This is a genomic window from Colwellia sp. KS18-150 (assembly GCF_057551365.1).
In genome coordinates, this window is sequence record NZ_BAAJMC010000026.1 from 1 (window position 1) to 26,079 (window position 26,079).

Sequence of the window (26,079 nt, forward strand, 5' to 3'; positions counted from 1 at the left end):
AAACACATAATTTACTCAACTTTTTTATTGAACATGCTTACCAAGCTGATTCAGGGGCTTTTTACTCTGAGTTAGATAACCGAGGAAATACATTATCCACAAAAACTTATACCGTAGCACTAAGCCGCCTTATTTATGGTTTATCTTACAGCTCTACACTTTCAAATAATTATCTTAAAATTGCACATGAGTCTGCAGAATTTCAAATAGCTAATATGTTAGGTGAAGATAAATTTGGGCCATACTTCAAATCTTGGGTTAATGGTAAGCAACAAAGTAGTGGACAGACATTAGATATTTGGCAGCAATCTTATGGCTTCACTGGGTTGGTTGAACTATATCGTATAACTGGAAATAAAACTTTATTAGCCCATATACACAGATTGTTTGACGCATTTGTTGCGCGATTTTATGACCCCGTTCACCATGGGTTTTATGGTGAATATATCATTAATGAAAATGCTGTAAGTGGCTCAAAGTCATTACAATCTTTAATGTACCCAATTACAGCTTTTTTAGCGAACTTATGGTTAGCAGATGTAGAACATAGAGATAAATATCAACAGATACTAAGTCAAAATGTAAGCTTATTAAATCGTCATGCATGGGATGAGAGTCGACACTGGGTGAAGTTGAAATTTAATGATAGCTGGCAGAGTTGTCTGCCTAATAATGAAAATACACCGTGTACTATGGTAACCCCTGGACACAACTTTCAATATGCGGCCGTAATGCTAAGAGCAGGAAATTGGCCGTTCTTACCTAAAGAGCAAAGAATCAGTTACACAAACCGAGGAAACCATACCATCCAAGTAACGTTAGATAAAAAAATATATATAGGTAATTCTGTCGGGAATGGTTTTGTCAGTGAGGTTAATCCTGAGACTGATCAGATAGCGGATTACAGAAAAACATGGTGGCAACACAGTGAAGCAATTATAGCTTTATCACTGTCGACTTATAATTACGATGAAATCACACTGCAATTAACAAAATTTTATTTTGAACATTTCACCGATAAGCAATTTGGCGGTGAATACTTTTATTTGAATGAAGACAATACTCCTGATAAAAAAACGCCAAAAGGGAGTATTGGAAAGTCTGTATACCATACTGTAGAAATGTTGCGCTTTATTGCTAAATAGTTGCATGAGTTGTAAGGCTTATAAACGTTATATTTGTGCTTCTTTTTGTTTTTGATTTTTTAGTTTCAGGGAAATTATTATGTTTAGAGTTTTCGTTATATGTGTTTATTGTTTTTTTATATTAGGTTGTAGTAAAAATGAGGTTGATAAAAAAACTCAATCGTTGCCTAATATTGTTATATTCCTCACTGATGATCAGGGCTGGGGGGATGTTAGTTTTAATGGTAATCCGCAGCTTGATACGCCCAATATTGATAGTATTGCCGAGCATGGAGTTAGTCTAAATCGTTTTTATGTTAATCCTGTATGCTCTCCAACAAGAGCTGCATTGTTAACAGGGCGTCATTCATTACGTACTGGAGTTTTTAGTGTTACTCGTGGCGGGGAAAAAATGCACGAGGAGGAAATCACTTTAGCTGAGGCTTTAAAAATTAAGGGATATGCCACAGGACTTTTTGGAAAGTGGCATAATGGCGCTCAGTTTCCACACGATCCCAATGGTCAAGGCTTTGACCAAGCTGTAGGTATTGTTGATGGGCATCAAACTTTATATTTTGATGCTGACCTCATTGAAAATGGACAAACGTTTAAAAGCAAAGGTTATATTGCTGATGTAACCACTGATGCAGCTATTGACTTTATTAAAGAAAAAAGCCAACAGCCCTTTTTAGCTTATATCCCATTTAATACACCACATGGGCCTTTTGAAGTACCTTCAACTTATTATGATAAATATAAAGCAAAAGGGCTTTCTAATCTAGACTCATCTATTTACGGTATGATGGATAATATTGATGATAATGTAGGTAAAGTCTTACAAACACTAAAATCGCATGCATTAGATGACAATACCATTGTCATTTTTATGTCAGATAATGGTCCTGCTTTTCCGGGCGGTAACAGACGTTTTAATGGTGATATGAAGGGGCATAAAGGGAAAGTTGATGAAGGTGGTGTACGAGTACCGTTTTTCATACACTGGCCACAACAAATTGAAGGTGGAAGAGTGGTTGAGTCTATTGCACAACATGTCGATATTTTTCCAACGCTTTTATCGCTATTAAATATAGCGCTGCCTGATGACAGAGTTATTGATGGTATGGATATATCTACTTTATTAACCAATAAAGTTGACGAAAAAAGCTGGCCAGATAGAAAACTATTTACGCATCATTTCAGAAACTCTAAACGTGAAGGCGATACAATTATTGCCTCAAATCCTGGTGCGGTACGAACGCAAAAATGGCTTGCAACTTTCCAAACGGATAATCGCTGGTACCTTTATGATTTAGAGGTCGATCCAAAACAAACGGTTAATTTAGCGGATAAAGAAAATGAAGTATTAGCTAACCTTAAACAGGAATACCTTGCTTGGTATAACGACCTAATCAAGGATGGTTTCAGCACCATTTCAATTGAAGTCGGGCATAAAGAGCGAGAATCTGTATTAATGGCTGCTCACGAGGCGACTATCAAAGGTGAGGGGGTTGACTATGCGTATGAAGACGGCTGGTCACACGATTGGATAAATTTGAAAACACAAGTAAATGATACTGAAATTAAATGGCCGATAAAAGTTGTCAAGGAGGGAAAATATCAACTCGAGTTAGCTTATGCTGCACCAGAGGGGAATGTTGACAATAAACTCCTGATTACGATAGGTAATAAAACGGTTAGGTACAATAAGCCCTTTATTGAATACATTCCTAGCGTAGATAAAGGCCAGCGTCGTTATCATACTGGCGAGGCAACTGAGTTAACGTGGAAGAAGGTTGTGTTGGCGAACGTAGAGCTAGAAGTGGGAGAATTTGAACTGTTAATAAACGTTGATAGTGAAACCGCACATCATGAGTTTCTCATTAAGTCATTAACAATATTAAGTGAGTAAAATACTTGCTATTGATTAAATGTTTTTTTCTATTTGACTAAGCCATTAAAGTAATTATTTAATGGCTTAGTCATAGGCTTGTTATTAGAGGGGAAGAAAAATAAAAGTCTATAGTAAATTAGCTAAAGACTTTTTACTATATTCAATCGTCGCTTCGGTACCGGCTAATTCGGTCATATTATTTCCCTCAAACTCTGCGCTATACAGACCGGTAAAGCCGGCATCTTCAATTATCTTGAAGTAGGTTTCAAAATCTAATGTTCTTTCACGTCCATTTTTATCAAAATCATGTGCTTTTACACTCACTCCGCGTGTATAAGGCGCTAAATCTATAATTCCTTGTATACGGTCATATCGACGCTCTGGTACTATATCCCAGCCTCCCATAAAGAAATTATCCAAATCGGTAAAAACGCCTAAGTTTTTGTGGTTTGTTTGCTCCATCAACATTGCTAACCAAGCTCCAATGTTTGAGGCGTAACCGTGGTTTTCAACTAATAATTCTATCCCCATTGTAGCTGCCATAGTGGCTAGTTTATCAAGTGACTCAGCACACTGGTTTAGTTGTTGTAAGTAGGTACCATCACCATAAGCGTTAACTCGTAATTGTTTACAGCCTAAATAGGCTGCGGTATCTAACCAAGGCTTATGGGCCTCAATTGATGCTTGTCTTTTTGATTCACTGCTTGCTCCTAATGCGCCTGTTTCATCGCACATTAATAGCTGAAACTCAACACCATTATCATTTGCCCTCAAATTAAAATCACTTAACCAAGGTGTATCATTGGCATGCCCGTAGAATAGTACGTTAACCAAATCAATAGAGTTAACACCTAAGTTACGAGATACTTTAGTGATATCTCTAGGGTCAAGTTCTCCTTGCAAAACACTATCTGCAGATTGGTGTAACATGATTTTAAACTTTTCATAATCTGCCTTACTATCACCAAAAATAGCACGATGAAAAGACCACTGTGATAATGATATTCTTGAATTAATGCTCTGTTTGCTATCAGCAAAAGGTGTTGCGTTTGCTAAAGTTGATAAGCCGCCTATTATAAGTGGAGCTGCGGCAACTGATTTTATAAAATCTCGACGAGTTGACATGTTCTATATCCTTTTATTGAAAAGTGAGCGTCAATGAGTGTCATCAGTAACACATCACTTTATTTTATATTATCTATTACTTGTACAGTCGGTTTGTAGTACCGATTTTTGTTTATTCTGTAAAATCCATAATAAAGCAAAAACAACTAATAATATTGAAGGTATTAAAGCTATTTTTTGGAAAGATTCTTCTGCTGCTAATGAATCTACTTGTAATATTTCAAGTGGCGTTAAGCTTTCTGGGCTCCCGAAATTAGCAATTGCTTTTGTTCTAGCTTGATCATAAAACTTACCTAACTGAGGTAGGACAAAATATACTGAAAGTGCCCCGCCTGAGCCCATAAGCCCAATTAACCATGCGCCGCCATTAGGGTAGCGGTGTGCTACAGCCCCTAACATTGTTGGCCACATAAAGGCTACGCCTGCTCCCCAAAAAGTAGCGGCGATTAACCCTGTTGCAGGTGAGTTAGCAACACTTAGTAAATATAAACCTACAGCAGCTAATAAACTAGAAAGAAATAGTAAACCAATATCAGATAACCAACGTGATAAATGCCCTGCAAAGTGTCGCATTACAAACATCAAACCACTAACATAAACTAATAATAATATGCCGCGCATGCCAACGGTATGGGTTAAGGCTATATCAACCCATTGGCCAGGAGCTAACTCTGAGGCTGCGGTAAGAAACATTGCGCCAAACCAGATAAAAAAGCTTGGCTTTCGAAAGGTTTCTTTAAACATGTCAGAAGTGCTGATACCCATATCTACACGCTCAGTTGTAGGAAATTCAATACCAACACATAGAAGTGCGAATATAACTGATGAAACAAGTATTGGGATTAATGTTATTTTCCAATTGAGTTCTATAGCATCAAAACCAACACCTAACAGTCCCCCAATAATTAAACCCGCGGGCCACCATGCATGTAATACATTTAATCGGTGAGTTTTTTCTTCTCTATATAATGTCGTTGTCATAGGGTTAATAGTCGCTTCTACGGCTCCCCAAGCTAATCCATTTAACAGCATTCCTAACCAAATAACCCAATAAATATCATCGCCAACGGCAATAGTACCAGCCAGTACAATTAAGATATTCCCTAATACAAATATAATAGCAGCGCTAATTAGCATACGCTTCATGCCAATAGCATCTAAAAATGGACTTGCACCAAATAGCACAATTGAAAAGCCAAGAAAGCTCATTGCTAAGGCTTTCGCGATATGTTCCCCTGCATCAATTAGGCTATAAGGATCTAAATATTCGGCTTTAATGTCGCCAGCAACAGCTGCACGTAATGCAACGCTGAGTGCAGCCGTAAATAATGCTAATGAGGCAATTAAAAATAATCTTGACCGATTATATTCATTTGATTCTTTCTCAACTGTCATAATGCTCTCTCAAATTAATGCGAACTAAAAATAGTCCACATTTTTTATAGTAATTTATAATGTTATTACGGGTTATCTATCAAATTTCCATCTGTCTTCCATATTTGGATACTCTTGTCGACATTCAAAATATTGATTAATCATTTCTCTAACGGTAGGTGACATCTGTTCTAAATATTCAGATGTAAACATGTCTTTATTCAATAAATAAAAGTGCCATGTAGGTGGGCGTGTACTGCTGTGATAACCCATATGTAACGATCGCCTTGGTTCAACAAACTTCTCGCATGCGCCACGATGAATAAGGTTATTATTGTACAGAGCAGCCTGTCCTGGTTTAATTGTTACTTGCATACCCCCAGGCATATTCGCTTCAACAGGTGCATAATGTTTAGAGCCTTTAAAGGCATTAACTTCTTCTTGAGTACTTGGACGATTATGGCTGCCAGGCACAACCCAGAGTGCTTTATCTTCATATAAAGGTAAATTTATTTGAACGCTATTATGGAATTGGTCTTTAGAAAAAATGCGTGCTTCATCAATTTCATTTTCTGGTATTTGAATAACATCTCGATGCCAACCAAGCTTATAAGTAGTACCAGGCTCTGCAGCAAATAAAGAGGCATTATTAATAATTAAATGTTCACCTAGAATTTGCTCAATCACCCCTAAAACTTTAGGATTATGAAACACATGCTGAAATGATAGTGTTTGTGGGTTTGTTAATAAATGAAAATAATAATGTTTAGTTTTTTTGCCGTAATCTTCTACATTATCGCCAAAATGCTGGTTATCAGATGAGTAAAATTTTGCTGGCTCATCTAAGCTATTATTGTTTTTTTGCAAAATAGCATTGATTTGCTCACGTAAATTATTGACTTCATTTGGTGTGAATATATCTATAATTACGTAGCCATCACGATGGTAAGCTTCTACATCAATTTTAGGAGAGGTACTGTCTATATTCATAATACTACCTTAAGGTTGCTTTTCTTTTCAGAGGATTGCATTGCAGTCTGCAAAACCTTCATCGTTTTTAAACCATCAGAAAAGTTGGGGTGAATTTGTTTGTTATTTATAATCGCTTCTATGAAATCAGCGGCGGCATGGACAAAAGTATGCTCATAACCAATGTTATGGCCCGGTGGCCACCATTTATCTATATAAGGGTGCGATGCATCAGTGGCTAATATGGTACGAAAACCTTGAATGTGAGACTCATCATTACGCGAGAAGTACTCAAGTTCGTTTGGTCGTTGAAGATCAAAGATTAAACTGCCTTCACTACCGTAAATTTCAAAGCTATTATGGTTTTTTCTACCTGCGGCAAAACGTGTTGCTTCAAACGAGCCTAAAGCGCCATTTTTAAATTGAACCATCATTAAAGATGCATCTTCAACTGTCACCTTACCTTTTTTACTACTGGCAGTGCCCGCTTGAAATGTAGAAGCTTCACCGCTATCAGGAATTGGTCGTTCATTAATAAATTGCGCCGTTTGACAACTAACGTTATCTATATCACCTACTAAAAAATGAGCGAGATCAACACTGTGAGAATTCAAATCCCCATGCGGACCTGAGCCTGCGTATTCTTTTTGTAAATGCCAAGTAAGAGGGAAGTTGGGATCTATAATCCAATCTTGCTGATAGGTTCCACGCCAATGAAAAATTCGACCGATTCTTCCTTCTTCAATCATTTGTTTAGCTAACATGACAGCAGGCATTCTTCGATAATTGTGATTGATGTAATTAATTACACCAGCAGACTTAACTGCATCAGCCATTTTCTCTGCCTCTTCAATTGAAATGCTCATCGGCTTTTCACAGAAAATATGCTTTCCTGCTTTAGCTGCTGCTATAGCAACCTCAGCATGCATATGTGTAGGTAAAGATATATCAACAATATCTATATCATCACGAGCAATAGTTTTTCGCCAATCATCAGAGATTTCTTCCCAGCCCCAACGATCAGCGAAGGTTTGTAATGCTTTAACATCTCGGCCACAAACCACTTTTAAGACAGGCTTAACATCTATATCAAAAACGCTACTTACTCTTGACCAAGCACTAGTGTGGGCTTTACCCATAAAGCGAGTGCCAATTAAGGCTACATTAAGATCTTTCTGTTTGCTAGACATTAGCGATCCCCTTTACTACTGTTTTTGCTATTTTCTGTGCAGCATCATGATTAATTTCATTCGATAATCGTCGTAGTTCTTGAATACTTTCTTTAATGACACTAATTTCTTGACCAAAATAGTCTGGGTGCAGGGTATCAATCTCAACTGCCATAAAACCATCAAAACCCACTTCTTCCAGCATTTGACCTAAGCGAAAATTATCAATTAAGCCTTTCCCTGTAGGTACACAACTAAAGAAATACCATTCATCAGCAGCTACTCCCGCTGATGGTAATAAATCTTTAATATGAGTGGCATGTACAAATGGGGCTAGTTTAGCCATTGCTTTAACTGGGTCGTCCAATACTCTAAGGAAGTTTCCGCTATCAAAGTTGATGCCTAAGTAAGGGGAGTCAACATCTTGTAACAGCTTTAATAGTTCATCAGAGTTATAGTCAATGTGGTTTTCAATAGCTAAAATAACGCCTTTCTTTTCAGCAATGATAACGGCTTCTTTAAACCAATCGGTTAAAATTCGTAATTGAGGCTCATGTGGTTCAAATCGAAACATTAAGCTACTAGCCACTACGCGCATTACACTTGCGCCTATTGCAACGGCATGATCTATATGTTCAATCATTTCATTAAATGCAGCTCTATTTCCACCTGCTTCAAGGCCATCAGGGTGACCCCAAGCATAAACTCTATCTAATCCTCGCTCATCCAGTTTACGTTTAACTTCAGCTAAGTATTCGGGTGTAAAGTCTGGAAAAAAACAAGATTCTAATGAAACACCATCAATGTCCCATTGAAAAACTTCTTCTAAGAATTGATCCATATTGATGATTGTACTAGGGGAGTCCTGGTGAGGATAAACTTCACCAAATAGTCGATGGAAACAATAACTGTCTATGCCAATTTTCATATTAATTTTATGTTTATTATTGATTTGTTACTAAATCATATGGAAAATAGTTAATGAACTATGTAACGTTATCGTTTGGTTTTATAACATTTCAGTCAAAATATTGAGATTGAGGATAATTATCTTGGTGCTAACTTGGCGTAGATAGGTGTTCTATTCTTCTCTTAATCAGGGAAATATATTATCCGCTCTAGCCTACGGACTAATTTTCAAATACATCAGTTACAAGAGATTTGCTTTGAGCTTAAATAAATTAATCAATAATAATTTAGTCAACGAATTACTTTCATTGTATGACAGTATCCCTGATCTACAGTTTTGGATTAAAGATACTGAAGGAAAATATGTGAAAGTAAATCATATTTTTTTACGTAACTACAGGCTGTCAACAGAATTCGATATTATTGGAAAAACGGATTTTGATATTGCGCCAGAATTTATTGCCGCGCAATGGAATAATGATGATGAAATAGTATTGACTGGCGAAGGGATAACAAATTGTATTGAGCTTGTGTGTCAACCTGATTTATCTATTGCGTGGCATATAACAAATAAAAGACCCATAATATCAGCTAACAATGAAATTGTTGGTACATGTGGTACAACAAGAAAATTTCAAGATACTTCGCAATCAGATCTTCCATTTAATATTCTCATGCCTGTTATTGAATATATTCGTTGTAATTTTGATAAGCCTATATTGGTAGATACCTTAGCAACGTTAGTAAACATGTCTAACAGTACGTTTGAACGAAAATTTAAAAAATACTTTAATGATTCACCTCTTAAGTTTATTAAAAAATTAAGAATAAATTTAGCTTGTCAAAAGTTGCTTTCAACAGAACTATCTATTGCTCAAATCTCTGCGATGTGTGGTTTTTGTGATCAAAGTTACATGACTAAAGAATTCCACCGGGTTATGGGTATTACACCCAGTGAATACAAAAAGAAGCCATTTAAACACCAACGTTAATCATCTTGTAGGTGTTTTCTTTATCTTATATGGTTATTGGTTCCGGTTCATATTTGTTTGGCCAGCTTATGTTTTCGTGTTTAATTTTATCTCAATATTGAATAAATTTAATTTATTAATCGAAAACAAATTAAATATCCTTATATGTTGTTGATTTTAATCTGCTTAATTGGTTTTCTTTAGAGGAGGTAGTAATTCCCTATATAATGCACCACTTGTAATAGCAATAAAAATTATCTCTTGAAATATAAGTTACGCTGGTATAGATTTAAAAAGCTCGTTAATCACTTGCTAAAAATGAACCGGTGTACTACTGGTTTTTGTAAAAGAAAATGGAAAGTATTAAATATAGATAATAAAACTAAGGAAACATATTATGGGAATGCAAAATCAAAAGAACAATAAGGCTAATATTTTTAAGAAATCACTACTTGCGTTAAGCGTAGCATCCTCTTGCTATACAACAGCCACTTTGGCTGCAGAAGGAAATGCAATAGAGCAAGATAATGATATTGAAATCATTCAAGTACGTGGTATAAAAGGCTCTCAACTAAGAGCATTAAACACTAAACGTTTTGCTGATAGTGTTGTTGATTCAATATCAGCGGAAGATATTGGTAAGTTGCCAGATGCAACTATTGCTGATTCACTTCAACGTGTAGCTGGTGTTCAAATAACACGCTCAGCAGGTGAGGGCTCTCGATTGAATGTTCGAGGAATGCCGCAAGTAAATACTACATTAAATGGCGAACAGTTTTTAGCTGCGGGCTCTATAACTACAGTTCAACCTGATTTCGCAGATATTCCAGCTACTATGGTTTCTGGTATGGATGTTATCAAGTCTAATACTGCCAGTGTACTAAGCGGTGGTATTTCAGGAACTGTAGACTTGAAAACAATACGTGCTTTTGATTTAGATGAGGGAACAACGTTTGCTGGTCTTGCTGAACTTAGTCAAGGCTCTATGGGCGATGATACCGACGGTAAAGTTTCAATGTTCGCGGGTATTAACGAAGGTTCGATTGGGGCGACAATTAATGTTGCTTATCAAACGGCCAATTTAGCCGACTATACACTGGGCTCTGCTGGTAATGATTGGTATCGTGGTGCCTCGGAAGATGGCCCAGGTGGTGGCCGATTTGCTCAATCTCCAGATGATATTAATGGCGATGGCGATTTTAATGATGCATTTCAATCTTTTCAAGGTCATCAAGCTGGTAATAAATTTACTGAACGAGAACGTTTAGGTGTTAATGCCTCTTTTCAAGCTGAATTATCAGAAGGATTAACGTTAACAGCAGATGTTTTTTATACACAAATGGAGCAGTATGAACGTACAGCTGCATTTATAGCAAGTAATGCTTGGCAAGGAAAATGGGGCTGGTTTAACCCAACTCAAACGATAGCTCGACCTGATATTCAAGATGGCTCAGGCGATTTTCATACAGTTCAAGCGGCAGACTTACAAGCACGAAGAGTCATGTCTCACTCAGAAAATACATATTCTGACCGAGAAGCCCTTAACACCAACCTTCAATTAGACTTTGATAATGGTGGCGATTTTTCAGGTAGCGTTCGATATATTCATGGTACTGCAACGAGTGATGAGTATGGTGGTTTTGCTGATAATTATATCAATGATGGCTCGCAAGTTGGTGCAACATATAAAGGGCCTGGTGGTGTTGTCATTAGCCCAGTTAACCCGTGGGGCTATGCTGGCAGCCCAGCGCTAGATGCTAATAACCAACCTGTACTTAATGATATGGGTGAGCCTGTTTATACACAAATACCTGTAGGTATTGATTATGCAGGCGGTGGCCAAGATTGGTCTTTACCAACAATTGACGGAGAAGTTTTAGGATCTAATCGAGATCGATACGCGGCAACCTCTATTAACAATAATGGTGATGAAGCAGAAGCGACCCTAGATGTTTTCAGAGCGGATGGTAAGTATCAGCTTGAATTAGGAGATGTTGAATCAGTTGATTTTGGTGTTAGATACTCTGAGCGAGAAGTCGAACGTTATAACTGGAATGGCGTTGCTGCCTTCACAAATGCAGACGGCGAAGACTTTATCGCCCGTTGGAAAGATACTGCATCGGCTGCTCCAGGTACGGGAGAAACGTATATCCCCCCTATTTCTTTTAATGATCCCCGTTTAGCTGATGATATTATACAGCTGAGTGATTTCGGTGGCGCATCAGGTTTAGGCTCGTTATACTTTATTGATCCAAAGTCATTAGATGATGCCGCAGCGTTTAACGCTAAATTGTATGGCCCGAACATTGAGTTTATGAATCCTAATAACACTTATAAAGTGAACGAGGAAAATATTTCTCTTTATGCACAGGTTAATTTAAGTGGTGAATTAGGTTTACCTTATACAGCGAATGTAGGCTTTCGTTATGTGGAAACGGATTTAACCATTACGCAGCATGAAACTGTGTCTGGTACAACAGCAGAAGTTGATGGGAAAACTTACCTATTAGGCCCAGGTGCTGAAAATATTGATGGCGGCGAAACAGTTGCGAAAAATGATTACAGTGACTTTCTACCAAGCGTAAATATCGCTTTTGAACTAGCTGAAGACCAGATTTTACGTTTCTCATATAATGAAACATTGAGCTCACATGATACTGATGACTTGGGTAGAGGTTTAAGTGTAACCCGTTTGATACAGCCTGATGGAACATTCCAAGCACAAACAGCTTCTGCTGATGGTAACCCTGATTTAAAACCATGGAGATCAACCAATTTTGATGCCTCTTATGAATGGTACTTTAGTGATACTGGTTTGCTAAGCTTAGGTATATTTCAAATGGATATTGAGTCATTTATTGAAAATGGCACTGTAATTCGAAGTGATATTCCTGATTCTGATGGTCAAGTGACTAACCCTAGTGTACCAACAAGCACTATTTTAAATGGTGAAGGTGGTAAAATAGAAGGTTTTGAGTTTAGCTATCAACAAGCCTTTGACTTTTTACCTGAAGTAATTAACGGCTTTGGTGTTATGTTTAATTATACATATTCAAACAGTGAAAGTGCAAACACTGACTGGTATGGTGATGATTTAGGTGTACCAGATAACTCTAAAGATCAGGCTAATACTGTACTTTATTGGGAAAAGAATGGTTTAGCTGTTCGTTTAGCTCATAACTACCGTAGTGAGTCTCTAGTTGGAGTGCAGAATATTTGGGACGATGGTGCAGAAGTTAGCAGAACTTTCGCTCACTATAATGAACCTACAAGTTATGTTGATGCATCGATTAGTTATGATATTACTGAAAACTTATCAATCTATGCACAAGGAACTAACCTGACAGAAGAATCTCAGTCTCGTTACTTACAATGGGAAGATAATCGTCAGAAGCAATTTATTAATGAAGCTCGTTATACTGTGGGTATTCGAGGACGTTTATAAAATTAAACGATTAATTTAACGTTATGTAAAAGCCACTTGTTGATATATCAATAAGTGGTTTTTTTGTTTATGTTTATGTTTATGTTTATGTTTATGTTTATGTTTATGTTTATGTTTATGTTGTAAAGTATATTTATCTAGTTTAATCCTCTAATTAAACTAGATAAATTAATTGTGACTAACCTCGCTGGTACTTAGGAAAGTGAGATGAGCAATGATGTAGAAACTCTTTTGACTGGCTGTGTCCATTAACTTTATGTTTTGGACTAGGAGGAGTTAAACTCGTCGGGAAGTAGCCATATCCGGCCAAAATGGCATACCATGATGGAATAGGGTAATGCTGTTGAAGGTTTAATTTTGTCACTAAATGGCTGATGTCAACGCCACTTTGCCAACCTTTTAATAACTCTTGTAATCGTGGTGCTACATTAGGTAAATGGGCACGGTTATCATTCCAGTACTGCGTATCTTGACGTGAGTTTAAGGCATAGTGCATAACAATATAGTCTTTAATACCATCAAAATCATTATTAATTTGTTGATTAAATGTCGCTTGATGATTGTTGGTAAAACCACCTTGCTGATAGGCATTGACAAATTTCCCAACAGTTTGCTGAATTAATAATAAAGCAGTAGCTTCTAACGGTTCAATGAACCCTTGCGACAAACCAACAGCAAGACAATTATTTTGCCAATGTTTATTATTTCGGCCCAGTTTAAAAGATAAATGCCTGACTTTTACTCTGTTATCAGTAATATTTAAATGCTCTTTAAACTCCCGTTCAGCGTCTTCTTTATTGGTATATTTAGAGCTATAAACGTAACCATTTCCAATTCGGTTTGTAAGAGGTATTTTCCACGCCCAGCCATACTTTAATGCAGTAGAAGTTGTTTGTGCACTTACTGTTTCTTCAATTGTTGATGTGGAAATAGCAATTGCTGAATCATTGTAAAGTTCATCCTCATAAGAGATATACTGAATATTAGGCAATTTATTGATTAGTAAGCCTTTGAAACCAGTACAATCAACAAACAAGTCCCCTTCAACGTTTTGTCTATTTTTTAAAATAAGTGATTGAATATGATTTTGACCAGTTAAATTCACATCTTCAACATGATCAATAATATGTTTAACACCTTTACTTACAGCAATTTTTCTAAGGTATTTTCCTAATAGATTTGAATCGAAATGATATGCATAGTCAATTTCAAAAGGAAAGTTCTTATTAGCAATTGGCACTTTGTTTTGCTCGGCAATTTTGGCAGTAATATAGAAGTCATTAGGGTTCGCAGCTAAGTCAAATCCCATTGCTCTAAGTTGGGCATTATAAAAGAAACTTTGTTGACTGTGATGATCTAACGTTGAAGGAAAAGGGTGGAAATAACTTTCATAGCCTTTAACTGTGGACCAGTTTTTAAAAGTAATTCCCGCTTTATAAGTAGCATTACAAGCTGACATCCAATCGCATTCTTTAATATCTAACAAGTCAAAAAAGTTTCGTAGTGCAGGTGTTGAACCTTCACCTACCCCAATAATACCAACATCGGGTGATTCAATAACTGTTATCGAAAATTTCAACTTAGGAAGAGAATAAGCAAGTATGTTTGCTGTCATCCAGCCCGCAGTGCCACCGCCAACAATAACAATTTCTTTCTTTGTGTGTTTTCCCATTATTTTACAGTCCTGAAATTAAATACATATTTACTGCTTAGTTTACTAACAAATATGATTGAACGATATTCTTTTATCAACTTTAACCGGTTCGTTTTTATGGTGTGTTAATCTGTAATGGTACAACTAATATATTTGTGAAATATTTATACTTCTCTCATGTTTTCCTTTCAACATATTTGTTGGTTATTTAATGAAGGTTTAGTGGTATATCAAGTTTAGTATGTTTTTTACTCAAATAGGTTGTAAGTTTTCATTTAATAAATTAGAGTGCTATCGGTGCCTATGAACCGGTTCATGTCTGTTTCTTTTGGATTGATGTGAAATGGTTTGTATGCCTAACCTTATATAATAAAACTAACGAGGTAAGAATGAATAATAATAAAAAGAGTATAAGCAGAGCGGGGAAGCTCTCTAGCATAGCTATGCTGCTTGCCAGTATTGGCAGTTATGCTGGTGATATATCCCCAAATAACATCAATTATGAAATTAATTCAAATAAAGATTTACAGATTGAATTACAACCAGATGCAGGAACAGGCTTTTGGTATTTAGAGGGTACTCAAGATTATTTCAATAGCAACGGTATACTCACGATAAGATCGAGTTACTTAGATTCTCTGCAATCCGGAGAGCATAATTTTATTGTGCATTTTAGTGATGCAAGTACAGCTAACTTGAGCGTTAGTGTGTCGGGAGAAGGCGAAGAAGAAGAGGAAGAAGAGGAAGAAGGTGAAATAGGTAATTTTGACTTAACAGCAAGCCAAGCAAGTTTATCTAGTGGTGCAACCTTAGTATCTGATTATGCTAATTTAGCTCATGGCTTAGTTGAATGGTCGTATGAAGCGCCTGCAAATGGACAATATCAAGTTGATATTATCTATCAATCACCTCATGGTAATAAAGTTAATAATTTTTTTGTGAATGATACGGTTGAAACAGTTACAACGGGCCAAACTCCTACTGATGCTTCTTATCGTTTTGTAATAGACTTAGCCAAAGGCAATAATAAAATAGGTATCGATGGTCGAGGTCAGTGGGGCTATATTTGGGCGCGTGGTGTAAACATTACTGAACTTGAAGTAACGCCAGAGCCAAGCATCAGCCCCAGCAGTCAAACATATATCACCAATGAACCTACCGATGTAAGTTATGACCTTAGCTTAGATGGTGCGAATTTAATCAGCGTAATTGTTAACGGACAAACGCTATCGGTCAATGATTACAGTGCAGGTGAAACATCATTAAGTTTAAATAACAGTTATTTACAGTCATTAGTTGATGCTAACTATTCTGTTAGCATTGCTTTTGATAATGCTGAAAGCATTTCAGCTAATTTGGCGGTCACAACACTTGACGATCCTGAGCCAACACTTACACCCAGTATTAAAACGTTTAATACTGAGCAACCAAGTGACATAACTTTTACGCTATCATTGGAAGGTGAAACGGTTAGCCATAGTACATTGAATAGTAAAATGATTTCTCCAGTGCTTGATAATGGTGAAATGACTATTACAGCGTCAGATCTGATTGGCTTAGCAAAAGGAAACTATTTACTGGTTTTAACGTTAAGCAATGATAGTCAGTTAACGGCAACCGTTAATGTTACTGGTGGTGATAAACCTCGCCACAACAACTTTGTTTATGTTACCGATGATGGCCACTTTGGCTTAAACGGTAATTATTTCTATAACAATGGTTCAAACCATTATTTCTCTTTTTACAAACATCCTAGCATGCAGGTAGACGTATTTAACGATATGGAAAACCTAGGTATGACCTCGTTTAGAACGTGGGGATTTTGTGATGGTGAATATTACAGTCGACCTGATTACACTGGCTATTGGGATCCGGAATTTGGCACCGGTACTTCAGCGCAAAGCCATTGTTTCCAACCAAAGAATCCAGATAAGGTCTCTGAAGCTGATCGTTATAACGAAGTGGGTTTAAAGCAACTTGATTTTGTTATTGCACAAGCCGCAGAGCGTGGTATTAAAATTATTTTACCATTAACCAATTATTGGGGAGGCTTTGGTGGCATGTGTCAATATGCGGCATGGTCACCAAACATTGATGTTGATGGTGATGGTGTTGCTAATGATGACGATGATTATATGCAATGTTATCGTGCTGAAATCAAGCAGCGCTTTGATGAAATTGGTAAAGCACCAACAAACAGTAATGATGCGTTATACCAGCAAGATTATCAGAACTATATTGTGAATGCGCCAATCGCTGAAGACGACAAACAAGACTATGAATATTTAGTTAATGCCGCTGCACAGTTCTACGGTGATGAATGGTCACAACAACGTTTTCAAGAATACATAACTATGTTGCTAAACCGTACGAACCATTTAACAGGTGTTCAGTACAAAGATGATCCAGCAATTATGATGTGGGAATTGGCAAATGAGCCTCGTTGTGTAAGTTGTAATGATGAACAACGTGAAGATTTCCACCATTGGATTGATACCACATCACAACTGATAAAATCTATCGCGCCTAAACAGTTAGTTTCAACCGGTATGGAAGGTTTTGATAAAGTAAACCCTTGGGAAGAAGCACAGCGTCAGGAGATGATTGCTGATGGTGCTACGCAAGAAGAAGCTGAAACTGCTATTCCGTTAGAGTACAAAGAAGGTACCGACTTTAGTATGGATCACGATTATCCAGCAATCGATGCTTATTCTTTACACATGTACCCTGATTGGTGGGGATTAAATGAAGAGGATGCTAAAAATTACTTAACCTCACGTATTGAAAAAGCACGTGCTGGTGGTAAACCTGTTTACTTAGGTGAATACGGCCGCATGATCGAGTTTGATAATAGCACTATGTTTGATTATCAACATTGGGATGGTCGTGACGGTGTTAGCATGAGCGACCGTGATAGAATCTATGACGAATGGCTAACCATTGCGGATGATTTAGATCTTGATGGTGCTATGGTTTGGGTTATGTCAGGCATGGATTACTGGGAAGCTGCTCGTGGCAAAGCGCCGCTATATACAGACCCTAGTAAGACTGACTTTGGTAATGATCAAGCATACTGTTTCAATCCGGATGGTGCTTCATCAAACCAGCAAAGTGTTACCTGTGACGGACTATACAACGACTGGGATCGCTTCACTGTTTACTGTAACGATCTACGTTGGGACGCTACGTGTGATATCTTGAAAGACTACACAGATAAAGTAAAAGCGAAAAACGTCTCAACGGGTGAAGATTTTGATATTGATAGCGATGGTGACGGAGTTATTGATAGTGAAGATGCTTTCCCGAATGACCCAGCGGATTGGTTAGACTCTGACGGTGATGGTTTTGGTGATAATGCGGAGACCACTGCTGGTACTGATCCAAATGACGCCAACGACTACCCAAGCATTGTTGCTAGTGACAACATTTATGTTGACGGCGATGCAATTTACTTAGCCGACGGTAGTGAATTCGTCATGCGTGGTGTTAACCTACAGTATGGTGATGATCCTGAAGCTAAGTTCCCATCAATTCAATATATTGCTCAAACCGGTGCTAACGTAGTTCGTTTACAACTACGTCAAGATACAACAGCTGATCAATTACGCGCGGCATTAGATGAAATCATTAAATATGAAATGATTGCTATGCCAATGTATTGGGAAGGTCATGGTGACTTTGCTAGAGGTATTTACCAAATTACCGGTGGCGGTGACGCTAATGCCATTTTTGATGGCGACATCAGCTCTCAAGATGCAGTAAGCAAATGGACTGAAGCTTGGGGTGAAGTAGTAACCGATCCTAAATATCAAAAATACTTAATGATCAACATCGCCAACGAATGGGGACAAGATCATACCGTTTGGAAAAATACCTATGCTACCGCAGTAGCTGAACTACGTGACTACGGTATAACTGCACCATTAGTCATTGATGCTGGTGACTGGGGGCACTCAACCGCGTTTTTCGCTGGTGCTCAAGACGTTTTTGATGCCGATGAGTTAAGCAATACTATCTTCTCTGTACATGGTTATTTTGAATGGTCAACTGCTACTGAAATTGATGCACATATTACTTATATGAACAGTCTTGATTTACCAATGATTATTGGTGAGTTTGGCCGTAGCAATCATTACGCTGGTGGTAAAACGACTGACCATATCAACATCATGAAAAAAGCTGAAGAAAATGGTTTAGGTTGGATTGCCTGGTCATGGAAAGGCAATGGCACAGGCCAAGAAATGTTAGATATGTCTAACCAATACGGTGCTTATGACCTAACTGAACATGGTGTTGACATTGTTGACGGTACTGACGGTATTAAAGCAACCGTGATTGATATTGCTGCATCTTACTGGCAAGAAGTTGGCGATGGCGATACTGGCGATGGCGATACTGGCGGCGGTGATACTGGTGGCGGTGATACTGGCGGCGGTGATACTGGTGGCGGTGATACTGGTGGCGGAGCAGGTACTGTAATTCCACCACTATCTACCGTTGAATTAGACATTACGGATGCGGCAACGTCTTCAGTTACAGCGCAACCCGTTACTATTGAAGCTGACTATATTCAAATAGAGAATAGCCAAGCTGGCTCGTCTGCAGGTTGGGATTTTACTGTTGAAACCGCTGGTCAATACCGTATTTCACTCAATGTGGATAACGTCAATGGCGATAGCCGTGTCAATCAAGCCTTTTTAAACGGTACATCAAAAGATTTTACTGCTTCAGGTCCGACAACGGTAACTTTTGATGCGCAATTAAGTGCTGGTAACCACACCACAGGTATTCGTGTAGCAAACACTAATACCCACTGGGGGTATGTAAGACTATTGTCAGCAACTGTTGAGCACCTAGGAAGTTTAACTATTACTGCGCCTACATCAGGTGAACAATTACCGAGTGGCCAAGACATCGCGGTATATTTTGATAAACAAGGTAACGGCAACCTTACTTACAGTGTAAATAGCGGCACAATAACAACTTATACTGGTGCTAGTCCTTTATTAATTCCTGTAACTGATGACGGTTTTTACCGTATAACAGTAGGGCTAGAGGGTACAAGCTCAACTGAAAGTATCGGTGTACGAGTTGGTGAACTTGCGCTTGCCTCATATATTGAAACTAAGGGTTCACAATTTATGCTTGATGGTAAGCCATGGTATTTTAATGGCACTAACCAGTATTATTTAATGTATAAACCTGAAGCCATGGCAGAAGATGTTTTCAAGCGTGCACAAGCGACCGGTATGAATGCTATTCGTACTTGGATGTTTTGTAATGATACCAAAACCCATGACGGTGTTTGTATCAACATGAAGTCTGGTAATAGCTTTATTTTAAGTAAAGAGCCGAATGAGCGTACAGAAGGCGAGCAAGCGATTATCGATCGTAGTTTTGAATTATTTGATAACTACGTGGCGTTAGCCGCTGAAAAAGATATGCGTTTAATTCTTAGTTTAGCGGATGAATGGCCGTACTTTGGCACTATTGGTGATTACGGTGGTTACGAAAGTGCAGAAGGGCGTGTTAACTTCAAAGCCTTCATTACTAACTTACTTAACCATACTAACCAAATTACCGGTGTTAAGTACAAAGATGATCCAACCATTATGATGTGGGAATTAGCCAATGAACCTCGTATTGCCAATGGTTTTGAAGATTGGATTGATGATATTTCAACCCATTTAAAATCTTTATCACCAAACCATTTAGTGTCTATTGGTATGGAGTCCTCTTTTGACTTTAATGGCTCGGGAGATAGCTACGAGAAACTTAAAGAGCTTAACTCTCATGCTAATATTGATGCGGTGAGTGCACATCTTTACCCAACATGGTGGAATATGACCGATGCACAAACGCTGAATAGTTTTGAGCAATTAGCCGCATTAGGTCGTGAATTAGGTAAACCTACCTATATTGGTGAGTTTAGCTGGCCTGCTAATGTTAAGCGTCCTGATAGTAACCCTGATGGTGCAGCTTATGTTAGTGCCACAATTGCTGAAGGTATAGCAAAACGTACCCAAGTCTTTACTGATTGGTATGAAGCCGCTTGGAATAATAAAGATGCGATAGGTGGTATGTTAGGTTGGCAGTTAACGGGCCTTGAATGGGGCAATGGCACTACTGGTGGCCAATGGGGTTCTGGCCCTTATGGTGTGTTCTCAGGTGGCTGGTCTGCTAACAATGACGGTTTTCAATTTTACTGTGTTGTTGATGACAGTGAATACCGTATTACCGGCTTGGGCGCGCCAGGTTTAAATGTTGAGGGTGATACTATTCACTTACAGTTACATAAACCTGTTTGTGAGCTTATCAAGCAATACTCGGTTGATTACCGAGCATTATTTGAATGATTCTTTCTTTATAACGTGAATGCAAAAGCCGCTTAATAGCGGCTTTTTTATGATGATATTTAGGCAGGTTCAGTGAGGGAAAGTCACTTATTATCGGCTTAATAAATTTATCTATAGCCCTTGTTTTTACTCGTTGGCCGTCAAAATTTCTTGCTAAGGCTCGGTATTGACACAAAATTTTCTTTAAATTAAAGAAACTATCAAAATAGAAGTTTTTGATAGCCTCTTTTATTTTCAATTGGTTAATGGTGTATTGAATTAGTTTTAAGCTAAGTTGTAAGTGTTTTCTCTATTAATCATCCATTTGAATCAGCTCAATCATGTAACCATCAGGGTCTTTAATAAAGGCAATAACTGCTTCCCCACCAAGCACCGGACCTGGTTGCCTGGTAACTTCACCGCCTTGTTCTTTTACATACTCTACCGCTTTGAATATGTCATCAACACCGATTGCAATATGACCAAATGCAGTACCTAAGTCATACTCACTTTTATCCCAATTATAGGTTAGTTCAATGGTTACATCCGTAGTTTCACCATAGCCCAAAAAAGCAAGCGTATAACGGTACTGGGTATTTTTATCGGTACTAAGTAACTTCATATCCAAAACTTTTGTATAAAAATCAATAGACTTTTCTAAGTTGGCTACGCGTATCATAGTGTGTAATATTTTATTCATTAGTGCTCTCTTTTAAATATTTAATCAAAGTATTAATTTTGATGTGTTGTTAAATGACATATTTCGCTAAATGTACGAACTGATAATTTTTATTGGCTATTAATTTTCATGCGATAAATATAATAAGGGGCTTGGCCTACATCTTTACCACCTGTAAATGAGGGGGATTTATAAAGCTGATTTGCTACTATGTATAACCAGCTGTTATCTCCTAAAGAAACATTATCCGGCCAGTCTAAACGGGCATCTCTAATTAACGGAATAAGTTTCCCTTGTGCATTTAATTTGTCTATCCCCTTATGGTTTAAATTAGTAAAATAATGATTACCTAGTCTATCGGTAGTTGCGCCGTCTGAAACAGGTTTCTCGCCAACCAAAGTAATATTACTGGTAATAACATCATGTTCAGCGCCGTTTTGTAAAAGCTCAGTCGGTACGCTATACCAACTTTTACCGTTCATAGCACCATAGAATAAGGTTGTACCATCATCTGATAAAGTGATAGGGTTAATCCCTGCCTTAGACGGTTTTCCATCGACATATACCTCCTTACCATTAATAATCATTTTTGCCTTTTTTTCAGGAGCTAATGATGGGTGATTACTAAAACGACTGATGGCATGTGTTGCTATATTTACTGTCAGTATGCTGGGATTATCTAAGTCAGCCAGATAAATCCAACCTTTCTTGCGATCAACAACCAAATCTTGCACGAAACTATTTTTAGGGACAATATTTGTGGGTAAATCAATTTTTGATATAAGCTCACCGGTGTTAATGTCAAAACCCCAAATACGAGTTTTTCCGATGTTTTGACCCATATCAACAATCCATAAGCCACCCATTTTGTCTTTGGTGATACCTAAAGGGGTATCAATAGTATTCTCACTAAACTGGCCAATTTCTGACTGAAATTTCGGTGATGGCCAAGCTTGATAGCTGTTTTGTCCGGTGACTTCTAATAATTGGATACCATGCTCCCCGCCAAGCGGGTGAACGGTAGCAAATACTTGTCCATCTTGAGTTGCGGCAACATTTCCAGGACGAAAAGGAAGTTCAAGTACTGTTTCAAGCTGAGTTGTGGCCGCTGTTGTGTTGAGATTAGCTGCTTTGGATTCTAGTAAATTACAGCCTGTTACCGAGCAGGTTAAGAGTAAAATCGTCATCATTTTGCTCATAAATAAATCCTTGTATTATTGGTTGTAGGCACCGCTTGCGTAGTGCAGTTCATAACTATGACTATAAATTTCAAGAATATTGCCAAACGGGTCTTCCATATAAATCATGCGATATGGCTTCTCACCAGGGTAGTAATAGCGAGGCGCTTTCATGCGTTTTTTTCCACCTGCGGCAACAATTTTTTCAGCCAACTCTTCGACATTAGGATCTTGAACACAAAAGTGAAAAACACCGGTTTTCCAGTATTCAAAATTATCTTCAGGGTTTTCTTGGTTTTTAAACTGAAATAATTCAACACCGACGCGATCGCCTGTGGAGAGATGAGCTATACGAAAATGCTCCCAGCCAGGACCAAAAACATCGGTGCACATTTCGCTTATTGGGCTATTGTCTTCCGTTATTTTGGTTGGCTCCATTATGAGGTACCAACCAAGTACTTCAGTGTAAAATTTAACGGCTGCTTCTAGATCAGGTACCGAAATACCAATATGAGAAAATGTTCTAGGGTATGGTGTTGTCATAGTCTTTTCCTATCGATTAATAAAATTATTTTGTTACTGATGTGTTAACTTTATCGATAAAACTTGAAAACATAAAATTATTAATTATTATGGAAATTATAATTTTATTTTATAGGTTGGCTATGCTAAATCCTACTTGGCTGCAAACGTTTAAAACACTGGTTGAAACGGGACACTTTACCCAAACAGCAAATAAGTTGTTCATGACCCAACCCGGTGTTAGTCAGCATGTTAAAAAGCTTGAAGCGAGTTGTGGTCATGCTTTATTAGTACGTCAAAATAAAAAACTTGAGCTAACAGAGCAGGGGAGAGTCGTTTATGGGTATGCCTTAAAGGTACAAGCTGACGAGAAAGAATTACTAGATAAACTAGGGTTTGATGATCCTTACTCAGGTGTTTGCAGGGTAGCTTGCCCTGGCGCATTGGCATTGCGCCTGTATCCTGAATTGTTGAATTTTCAATTGACACACCCCAAGATAGTTATTCAACTTGAAGTTGCACCCAATCAAAATATATTAACGGGTATCAGTGCAGGTGAGCTTGACTTTGCCATCATAACTCACCAACCCGATCCCGAATTTTTTGATTTAGAGCGATTAGGTGATGATGAGCTATTGTTAATTCTACCGAAAAATTCTGTTGATAAAGGTAATGTCTACCAAACGTTATCGTCAATTGGTTTGATAAATCATCCGGATGCGTTTCATTATTTATCATCCTATTTTTCACAGTGCGGTATCGCTGAATTAGCTTCAAAGAATATTAATAAAATCCCGGTTTCAGGCTATGTAAATCAATTGGTTCAAATATTATTACCTGTCAGTAAAGGCTTGGGCTTCACTGTACTGCCGAAAAGTGCATTAGATAGCTTTGCAAACATTGAACAACTACAAGTAATGGCGTCCCCTAAAAAAGTCACAGAGCCACTGATAGCAGTACAAAAACGTTTCAGGCAATTACCGCTTCGATTCGAGAACCTACGCCAACGTATTAAAAGTATAGTCATTGGTTGCTAAAATCAAATCTTAACGGTTATTTACATTTTGCTTACTATCATAGAGAGTACGAGGTTGTAATAAGCACAAGCCGGTATCTTAAATACTTTTACTCATCATCCACCTAAAATTAAAGACATAATAAATTACACCCACCTGACAAGCTAAATAAATTAAATTTAACACGAAACTCCCTTAGAGCCGTTTATATTGAAGTTAAACTTATTCTCCTTTCATTAGCTAGCTGTCAACAATTAGTGATAATAGCCCTCCTGTTAAATCTTTTAAATACAAACTATTACTGCTGTTTTGTGCTTTGTATACTTTAAGTGTTTTGCTTTGCATAGTTCTTTTTATTAATACTAAGGTCTAATATTGATACATATTGACTCGTTATTTGTGATGTGCAACTATGTTAATTCGAGACTGTTAGTCTCATTATAGTTATTGATTGATGGATTCACACTTATGAATGAATTAAAAGAAGAAGATGTAAAGCCTGGTCCTTTAGATGGGATTACCGTGTTAGATTTTTCTCGTGTTTTAGCTGGGCCTTATTGCACCATGGTGATGGCAGATCTTGGCGCACGAGTGATTAAAGTTGAACGATTTGGTACAGGTGATGATACCCGAGCGTTTGGACCCTTTGTTGGCGTTGATTCCGCTTACTTTATGTGTTTTAACCGTGGCAAAGAGAGTATTTCTCTTGATATTAAGTCGCCACGAGACAGAGAGTTATTAGAGCGCTTATTAGATAGCTGTGATGTTGTTGTTGAAAATTTTCGTCCAGGTGTCATGGAGCGCCTTGGTTATGGCCCTGAACGCCTTGCTAAAACACATCCGCACATCATTTATTCCTCTATTTCGGGTTTTGGTCATAGCGGTCCTTATAGTGATTTTCCGGGCTACGATATGGTGGTGCAAGCGATGGGAGGAGTTATGAGTCTAACAGGATGGCCAGACGAAGAGCCTGCTCGTGTTGGTACTAGCTTTGGTGATTTAGGCGCGGCGTTATTTGGTGTCATTGGTATATTGTCGGCACTATATAGTCGTACTAAGGATGCTCAAGGAACACGTGTTGATATTGGTATGCTTGATTGCCAAGCGGCATTAATGGAAACCGCGTTGGCTCGGTATGATGTTGAAGGGATTGTGCCTACTCGAACAGGTGATAATCACCCGTCACTTGCTCCTTTTGAAACCTTTGCCGCCAGTGATGGTAAGTTCGTGATGTGTGCAGGTAATGACACTTTGTTTTTACTCATGGCTGATGCCTTAGGTTCACCACAGTTAGCACTTGAACCACAGTTTTTAACCAATGATTTACGTGTTAAAAATCGAAAAAAACTGGTTGAAGATGTTGAAAAACTAACACTGACTAAACCAATGCAACACTGGATAGATGCCTTGAATGAAGCAGGAGTGCCTTGCTCCCCTATCAATACTATCGATAAATTATTCACCCACCCTCAATTGTTAGCAAGGAATATGATAGTAAAAGTCAAAGGTGAAAATGATAGGCCAGTCAGAACAGCAGGTAACCCAATTAAGATGAGTTCATTAACAGAGGTAGATCCTGAAGTACCCATTCAGTCGCCTGCACTGAATGAACATAGAGAGAAAATTTTGGATGAATTAATGGCTAAGCATGGAGCGTACGCCCCTACGGTTTCACCTCAAAAGATACCGGATGAAAGTGAAGAATAAATTATCTTGAA

General features: G+C 37.9%; 16 protein-coding genes. 7 read left to right on the forward strand and 9 right to left on the reverse strand.

Going from position 1 to position 26,079, the window contains the following annotated elements:
- Together AC27IF_RS18455 and AC27IF_RS18460 are read left to right on the forward strand one after the other, a co-directional pair.
- A partial coding sequence (locus AC27IF_RS18455; protein ID WP_487055821.1) for an AGE family epimerase/isomerase occupies positions 1-1,145 on the forward strand: 1,145 nt, incomplete at its 5' end.
- A 79-nt stretch (positions 1,146-1,224) separates the two neighbouring features.
- Positions 1,225-3,033: an arylsulfatase gene (locus AC27IF_RS18460; protein WP_487055822.1), complete on the forward strand. Its 1,809-nt coding sequence runs from the start codon at positions 1,225-1,227 to the stop codon at positions 3,031-3,033.
- 108 nt (positions 3,034-3,141) lie between these two features.
- On the opposite strand, the gene AC27IF_RS18465 is transcribed toward AC27IF_RS18460, so the two are convergent.
- From AC27IF_RS18465 to AC27IF_RS18485, 5 genes are all read right to left on the reverse strand, one after another.
- Positions 3,142-4,140 carry a sugar phosphate isomerase/epimerase family protein gene (locus AC27IF_RS18465; RefSeq protein WP_487055823.1) on the reverse strand — a complete coding sequence of 333 codons (999 nt, stop codon included), beginning with the start codon at positions 4,138-4,140 and terminating at the stop codon, positions 3,142-3,144.
- 69 nt (positions 4,141-4,209) lie between these two features.
- Positions 4,210-5,535, reverse strand: coding sequence for an MFS transporter (locus tag AC27IF_RS18470; RefSeq protein ID WP_487055824.1), 1,326 nt, complete (start codon positions 5,533-5,535; stop codon positions 4,210-4,212).
- Between the two features lie 72 nt (positions 5,536-5,607).
- Positions 5,608-6,504 (reverse strand): phytanoyl-CoA dioxygenase family protein, encoded by an 897-nt coding sequence (locus tag AC27IF_RS18475; RefSeq protein ID WP_487055825.1) that lies wholly within the window; start codon positions 6,502-6,504, stop codon positions 5,608-5,610.
- Positions 6,501-7,673: a Gfo/Idh/MocA family protein gene (locus AC27IF_RS18480; RefSeq protein ID WP_487055826.1), complete on the reverse strand. Its 1,173-nt coding sequence runs from the start codon at positions 7,671-7,673 to the stop codon at positions 6,501-6,503. Before AC27IF_RS18480 ends, AC27IF_RS18475 begins: the two co-directional genes overlap by 4 nt.
- On the reverse strand, positions 7,666-8,580 hold the full coding sequence (locus AC27IF_RS18485; protein WP_487055827.1) for a sugar phosphate isomerase/epimerase family protein: 915 nt from the start codon (positions 8,578-8,580) through the stop codon (positions 7,666-7,668). The genes AC27IF_RS18480 and AC27IF_RS18485 overlap by 8 nt, the downstream gene beginning before the upstream one ends.
- Positions 8,581-8,818: 238 nt before the next feature.
- Between AC27IF_RS18485 and AC27IF_RS18490 the strand changes: the two genes are divergently transcribed.
- Positions 8,819-9,553 carry a helix-turn-helix domain-containing protein gene (locus tag AC27IF_RS18490; RefSeq protein ID WP_487055828.1) on the forward strand — a complete coding sequence of 245 codons (735 nt, stop codon included), beginning with the start codon at positions 8,819-8,821 and terminating at the stop codon, positions 9,551-9,553.
- A gap of 376 nt (positions 9,554-9,929) precedes the next feature.
- The gene (locus AC27IF_RS18495; RefSeq protein ID WP_487055829.1) at positions 9,930-12,977 is read left to right on the forward strand and encodes a TonB-dependent receptor; all 3,048 of its coding nucleotides are present in this window, start codon (positions 9,930-9,932) and stop codon (positions 12,975-12,977) included.
- Between the two features lie 178 nt (positions 12,978-13,155).
- On the opposite strand, the gene AC27IF_RS18500 is transcribed toward AC27IF_RS18495, so the two are convergent.
- Positions 13,156-14,649 (reverse strand): tryptophan halogenase family protein, encoded by a 1,494-nt coding sequence (locus tag AC27IF_RS18500; RefSeq protein ID WP_487055830.1) that lies wholly within the window; start codon positions 14,647-14,649, stop codon positions 13,156-13,158.
- Positions 14,650-15,020: 371 nt separating this feature from the next.
- On the opposite strand from AC27IF_RS18500, the gene AC27IF_RS18505 reads away from it, so the two are divergent.
- The gene (locus AC27IF_RS18505) at positions 15,021-20,987 is read left to right on the forward strand and encodes a cellulase family glycosylhydrolase (RefSeq protein ID WP_487055831.1); all 5,967 of its coding nucleotides are present in this window, start codon (positions 15,021-15,023) and stop codon (positions 20,985-20,987) included.
- 292 nt (positions 20,988-21,279) lie between these two features.
- Here AC27IF_RS18505 and gloA read toward each other — a convergent pair whose 3' ends face one another.
- The 3 genes from gloA to AC27IF_RS18520 form a co-directional block, all read right to left on the reverse strand.
- Entirely contained in the window at positions 21,280-21,666 is a 387-nt protein-coding gene (gene gloA, locus AC27IF_RS18510; RefSeq protein WP_487055832.1) for a lactoylglutathione lyase, read from the reverse strand.
- An 89-nt stretch (positions 21,667-21,755) separates the two neighbouring features.
- Entirely contained in the window at positions 21,756-22,844 is a 1,089-nt protein-coding gene (locus tag AC27IF_RS18515; RefSeq protein WP_487055833.1) for an L-dopachrome tautomerase-related protein, read from the reverse strand.
- A 15-nt stretch (positions 22,845-22,859) separates the two neighbouring features.
- On the reverse strand, positions 22,860-23,366 hold the full coding sequence (locus tag AC27IF_RS18520; RefSeq protein ID WP_487055834.1) for a lactoylglutathione lyase family protein: 507 nt from the start codon (positions 23,364-23,366) through the stop codon (positions 22,860-22,862).
- 122 nt (positions 23,367-23,488) lie between these two features.
- On the opposite strand from AC27IF_RS18520, the gene AC27IF_RS18525 reads away from it, so the two are divergent.
- Complete coding sequence (locus tag AC27IF_RS18525; RefSeq protein ID WP_487055835.1) at positions 23,489-24,382, forward strand: LysR family transcriptional regulator; 894 nt, start codon at positions 23,489-23,491, stop codon at positions 24,380-24,382.
- Between the two features lie 447 nt (positions 24,383-24,829).
- Positions 24,830-26,068, forward strand: coding sequence for a CaiB/BaiF CoA transferase family protein (locus tag AC27IF_RS18530; RefSeq protein ID WP_487055836.1), 1,239 nt, complete (start codon positions 24,830-24,832; stop codon positions 26,066-26,068).
- Positions 26,069-26,079 lie beyond the last annotated feature (11 nt).

Excerpts from the sequence above, each read along its gene's own strand:
- AC27IF_RS18460 (WP_487055822.1), top strand. The coding sequence starts at position 1,225 with ATGTTTAGAGTTTTCGTTATATGTGTTTATTGTTTTTTTATATTAGGT.
- AC27IF_RS18465 (WP_487055823.1), bottom strand. The coding sequence starts at position 4,140 with ATGTCAACTCGTCGAGATTTTATAAAATCAGTTGCCGCAGCTCCACTT.
- AC27IF_RS18470 (WP_487055824.1), bottom strand. The coding sequence starts at position 5,535 with ATGACAGTTGAGAAAGAATCAAATGAATATAATCGGTCAAGATTATTT.
- AC27IF_RS18475 (WP_487055825.1), bottom strand. The coding sequence starts at position 6,504 with ATGAATATAGACAGTACCTCTCCTAAAATTGATGTAGAAGCTTACCAT.
- AC27IF_RS18480 (WP_487055826.1), bottom strand. The coding sequence starts at position 7,673 with ATGTCTAGCAAACAGAAAGATCTTAATGTAGCCTTAATTGGCACTCGC.
- AC27IF_RS18485 (WP_487055827.1), bottom strand. The coding sequence starts at position 8,580 with ATGAAAATTGGCATAGACAGTTATTGTTTCCATCGACTATTTGGTGAA.
- AC27IF_RS18495 (WP_487055829.1), top strand. The coding sequence starts at position 9,930 with ATGGGAATGCAAAATCAAAAGAACAATAAGGCTAATATTTTTAAGAAA.
- AC27IF_RS18500 (WP_487055830.1), bottom strand. The coding sequence starts at position 14,649 with ATGGGAAAACACACAAAGAAAGAAATTGTTATTGTTGGCGGTGGCACT.
- AC27IF_RS18505 (WP_487055831.1), top strand. The coding sequence starts at position 15,021 with ATGAATAATAATAAAAAGAGTATAAGCAGAGCGGGGAAGCTCTCTAGC.
- gloA (WP_487055832.1), bottom strand. The coding sequence starts at position 21,666 with ATGAATAAAATATTACACACTATGATACGCGTAGCCAACTTAGAAAAG.
- AC27IF_RS18515 (WP_487055833.1), bottom strand. The coding sequence starts at position 22,844 with ATGAGCAAAATGATGACGATTTTACTCTTAACCTGCTCGGTAACAGGC.
- AC27IF_RS18520 (WP_487055834.1), bottom strand. The coding sequence starts at position 23,366 with ATGACAACACCATACCCTAGAACATTTTCTCATATTGGTATTTCGGTA.
- AC27IF_RS18525 (WP_487055835.1), top strand. The coding sequence starts at position 23,489 with ATGCTAAATCCTACTTGGCTGCAAACGTTTAAAACACTGGTTGAAACG.
- AC27IF_RS18530 (WP_487055836.1), top strand. The coding sequence starts at position 24,830 with ATGAATGAATTAAAAGAAGAAGATGTAAAGCCTGGTCCTTTAGATGGG.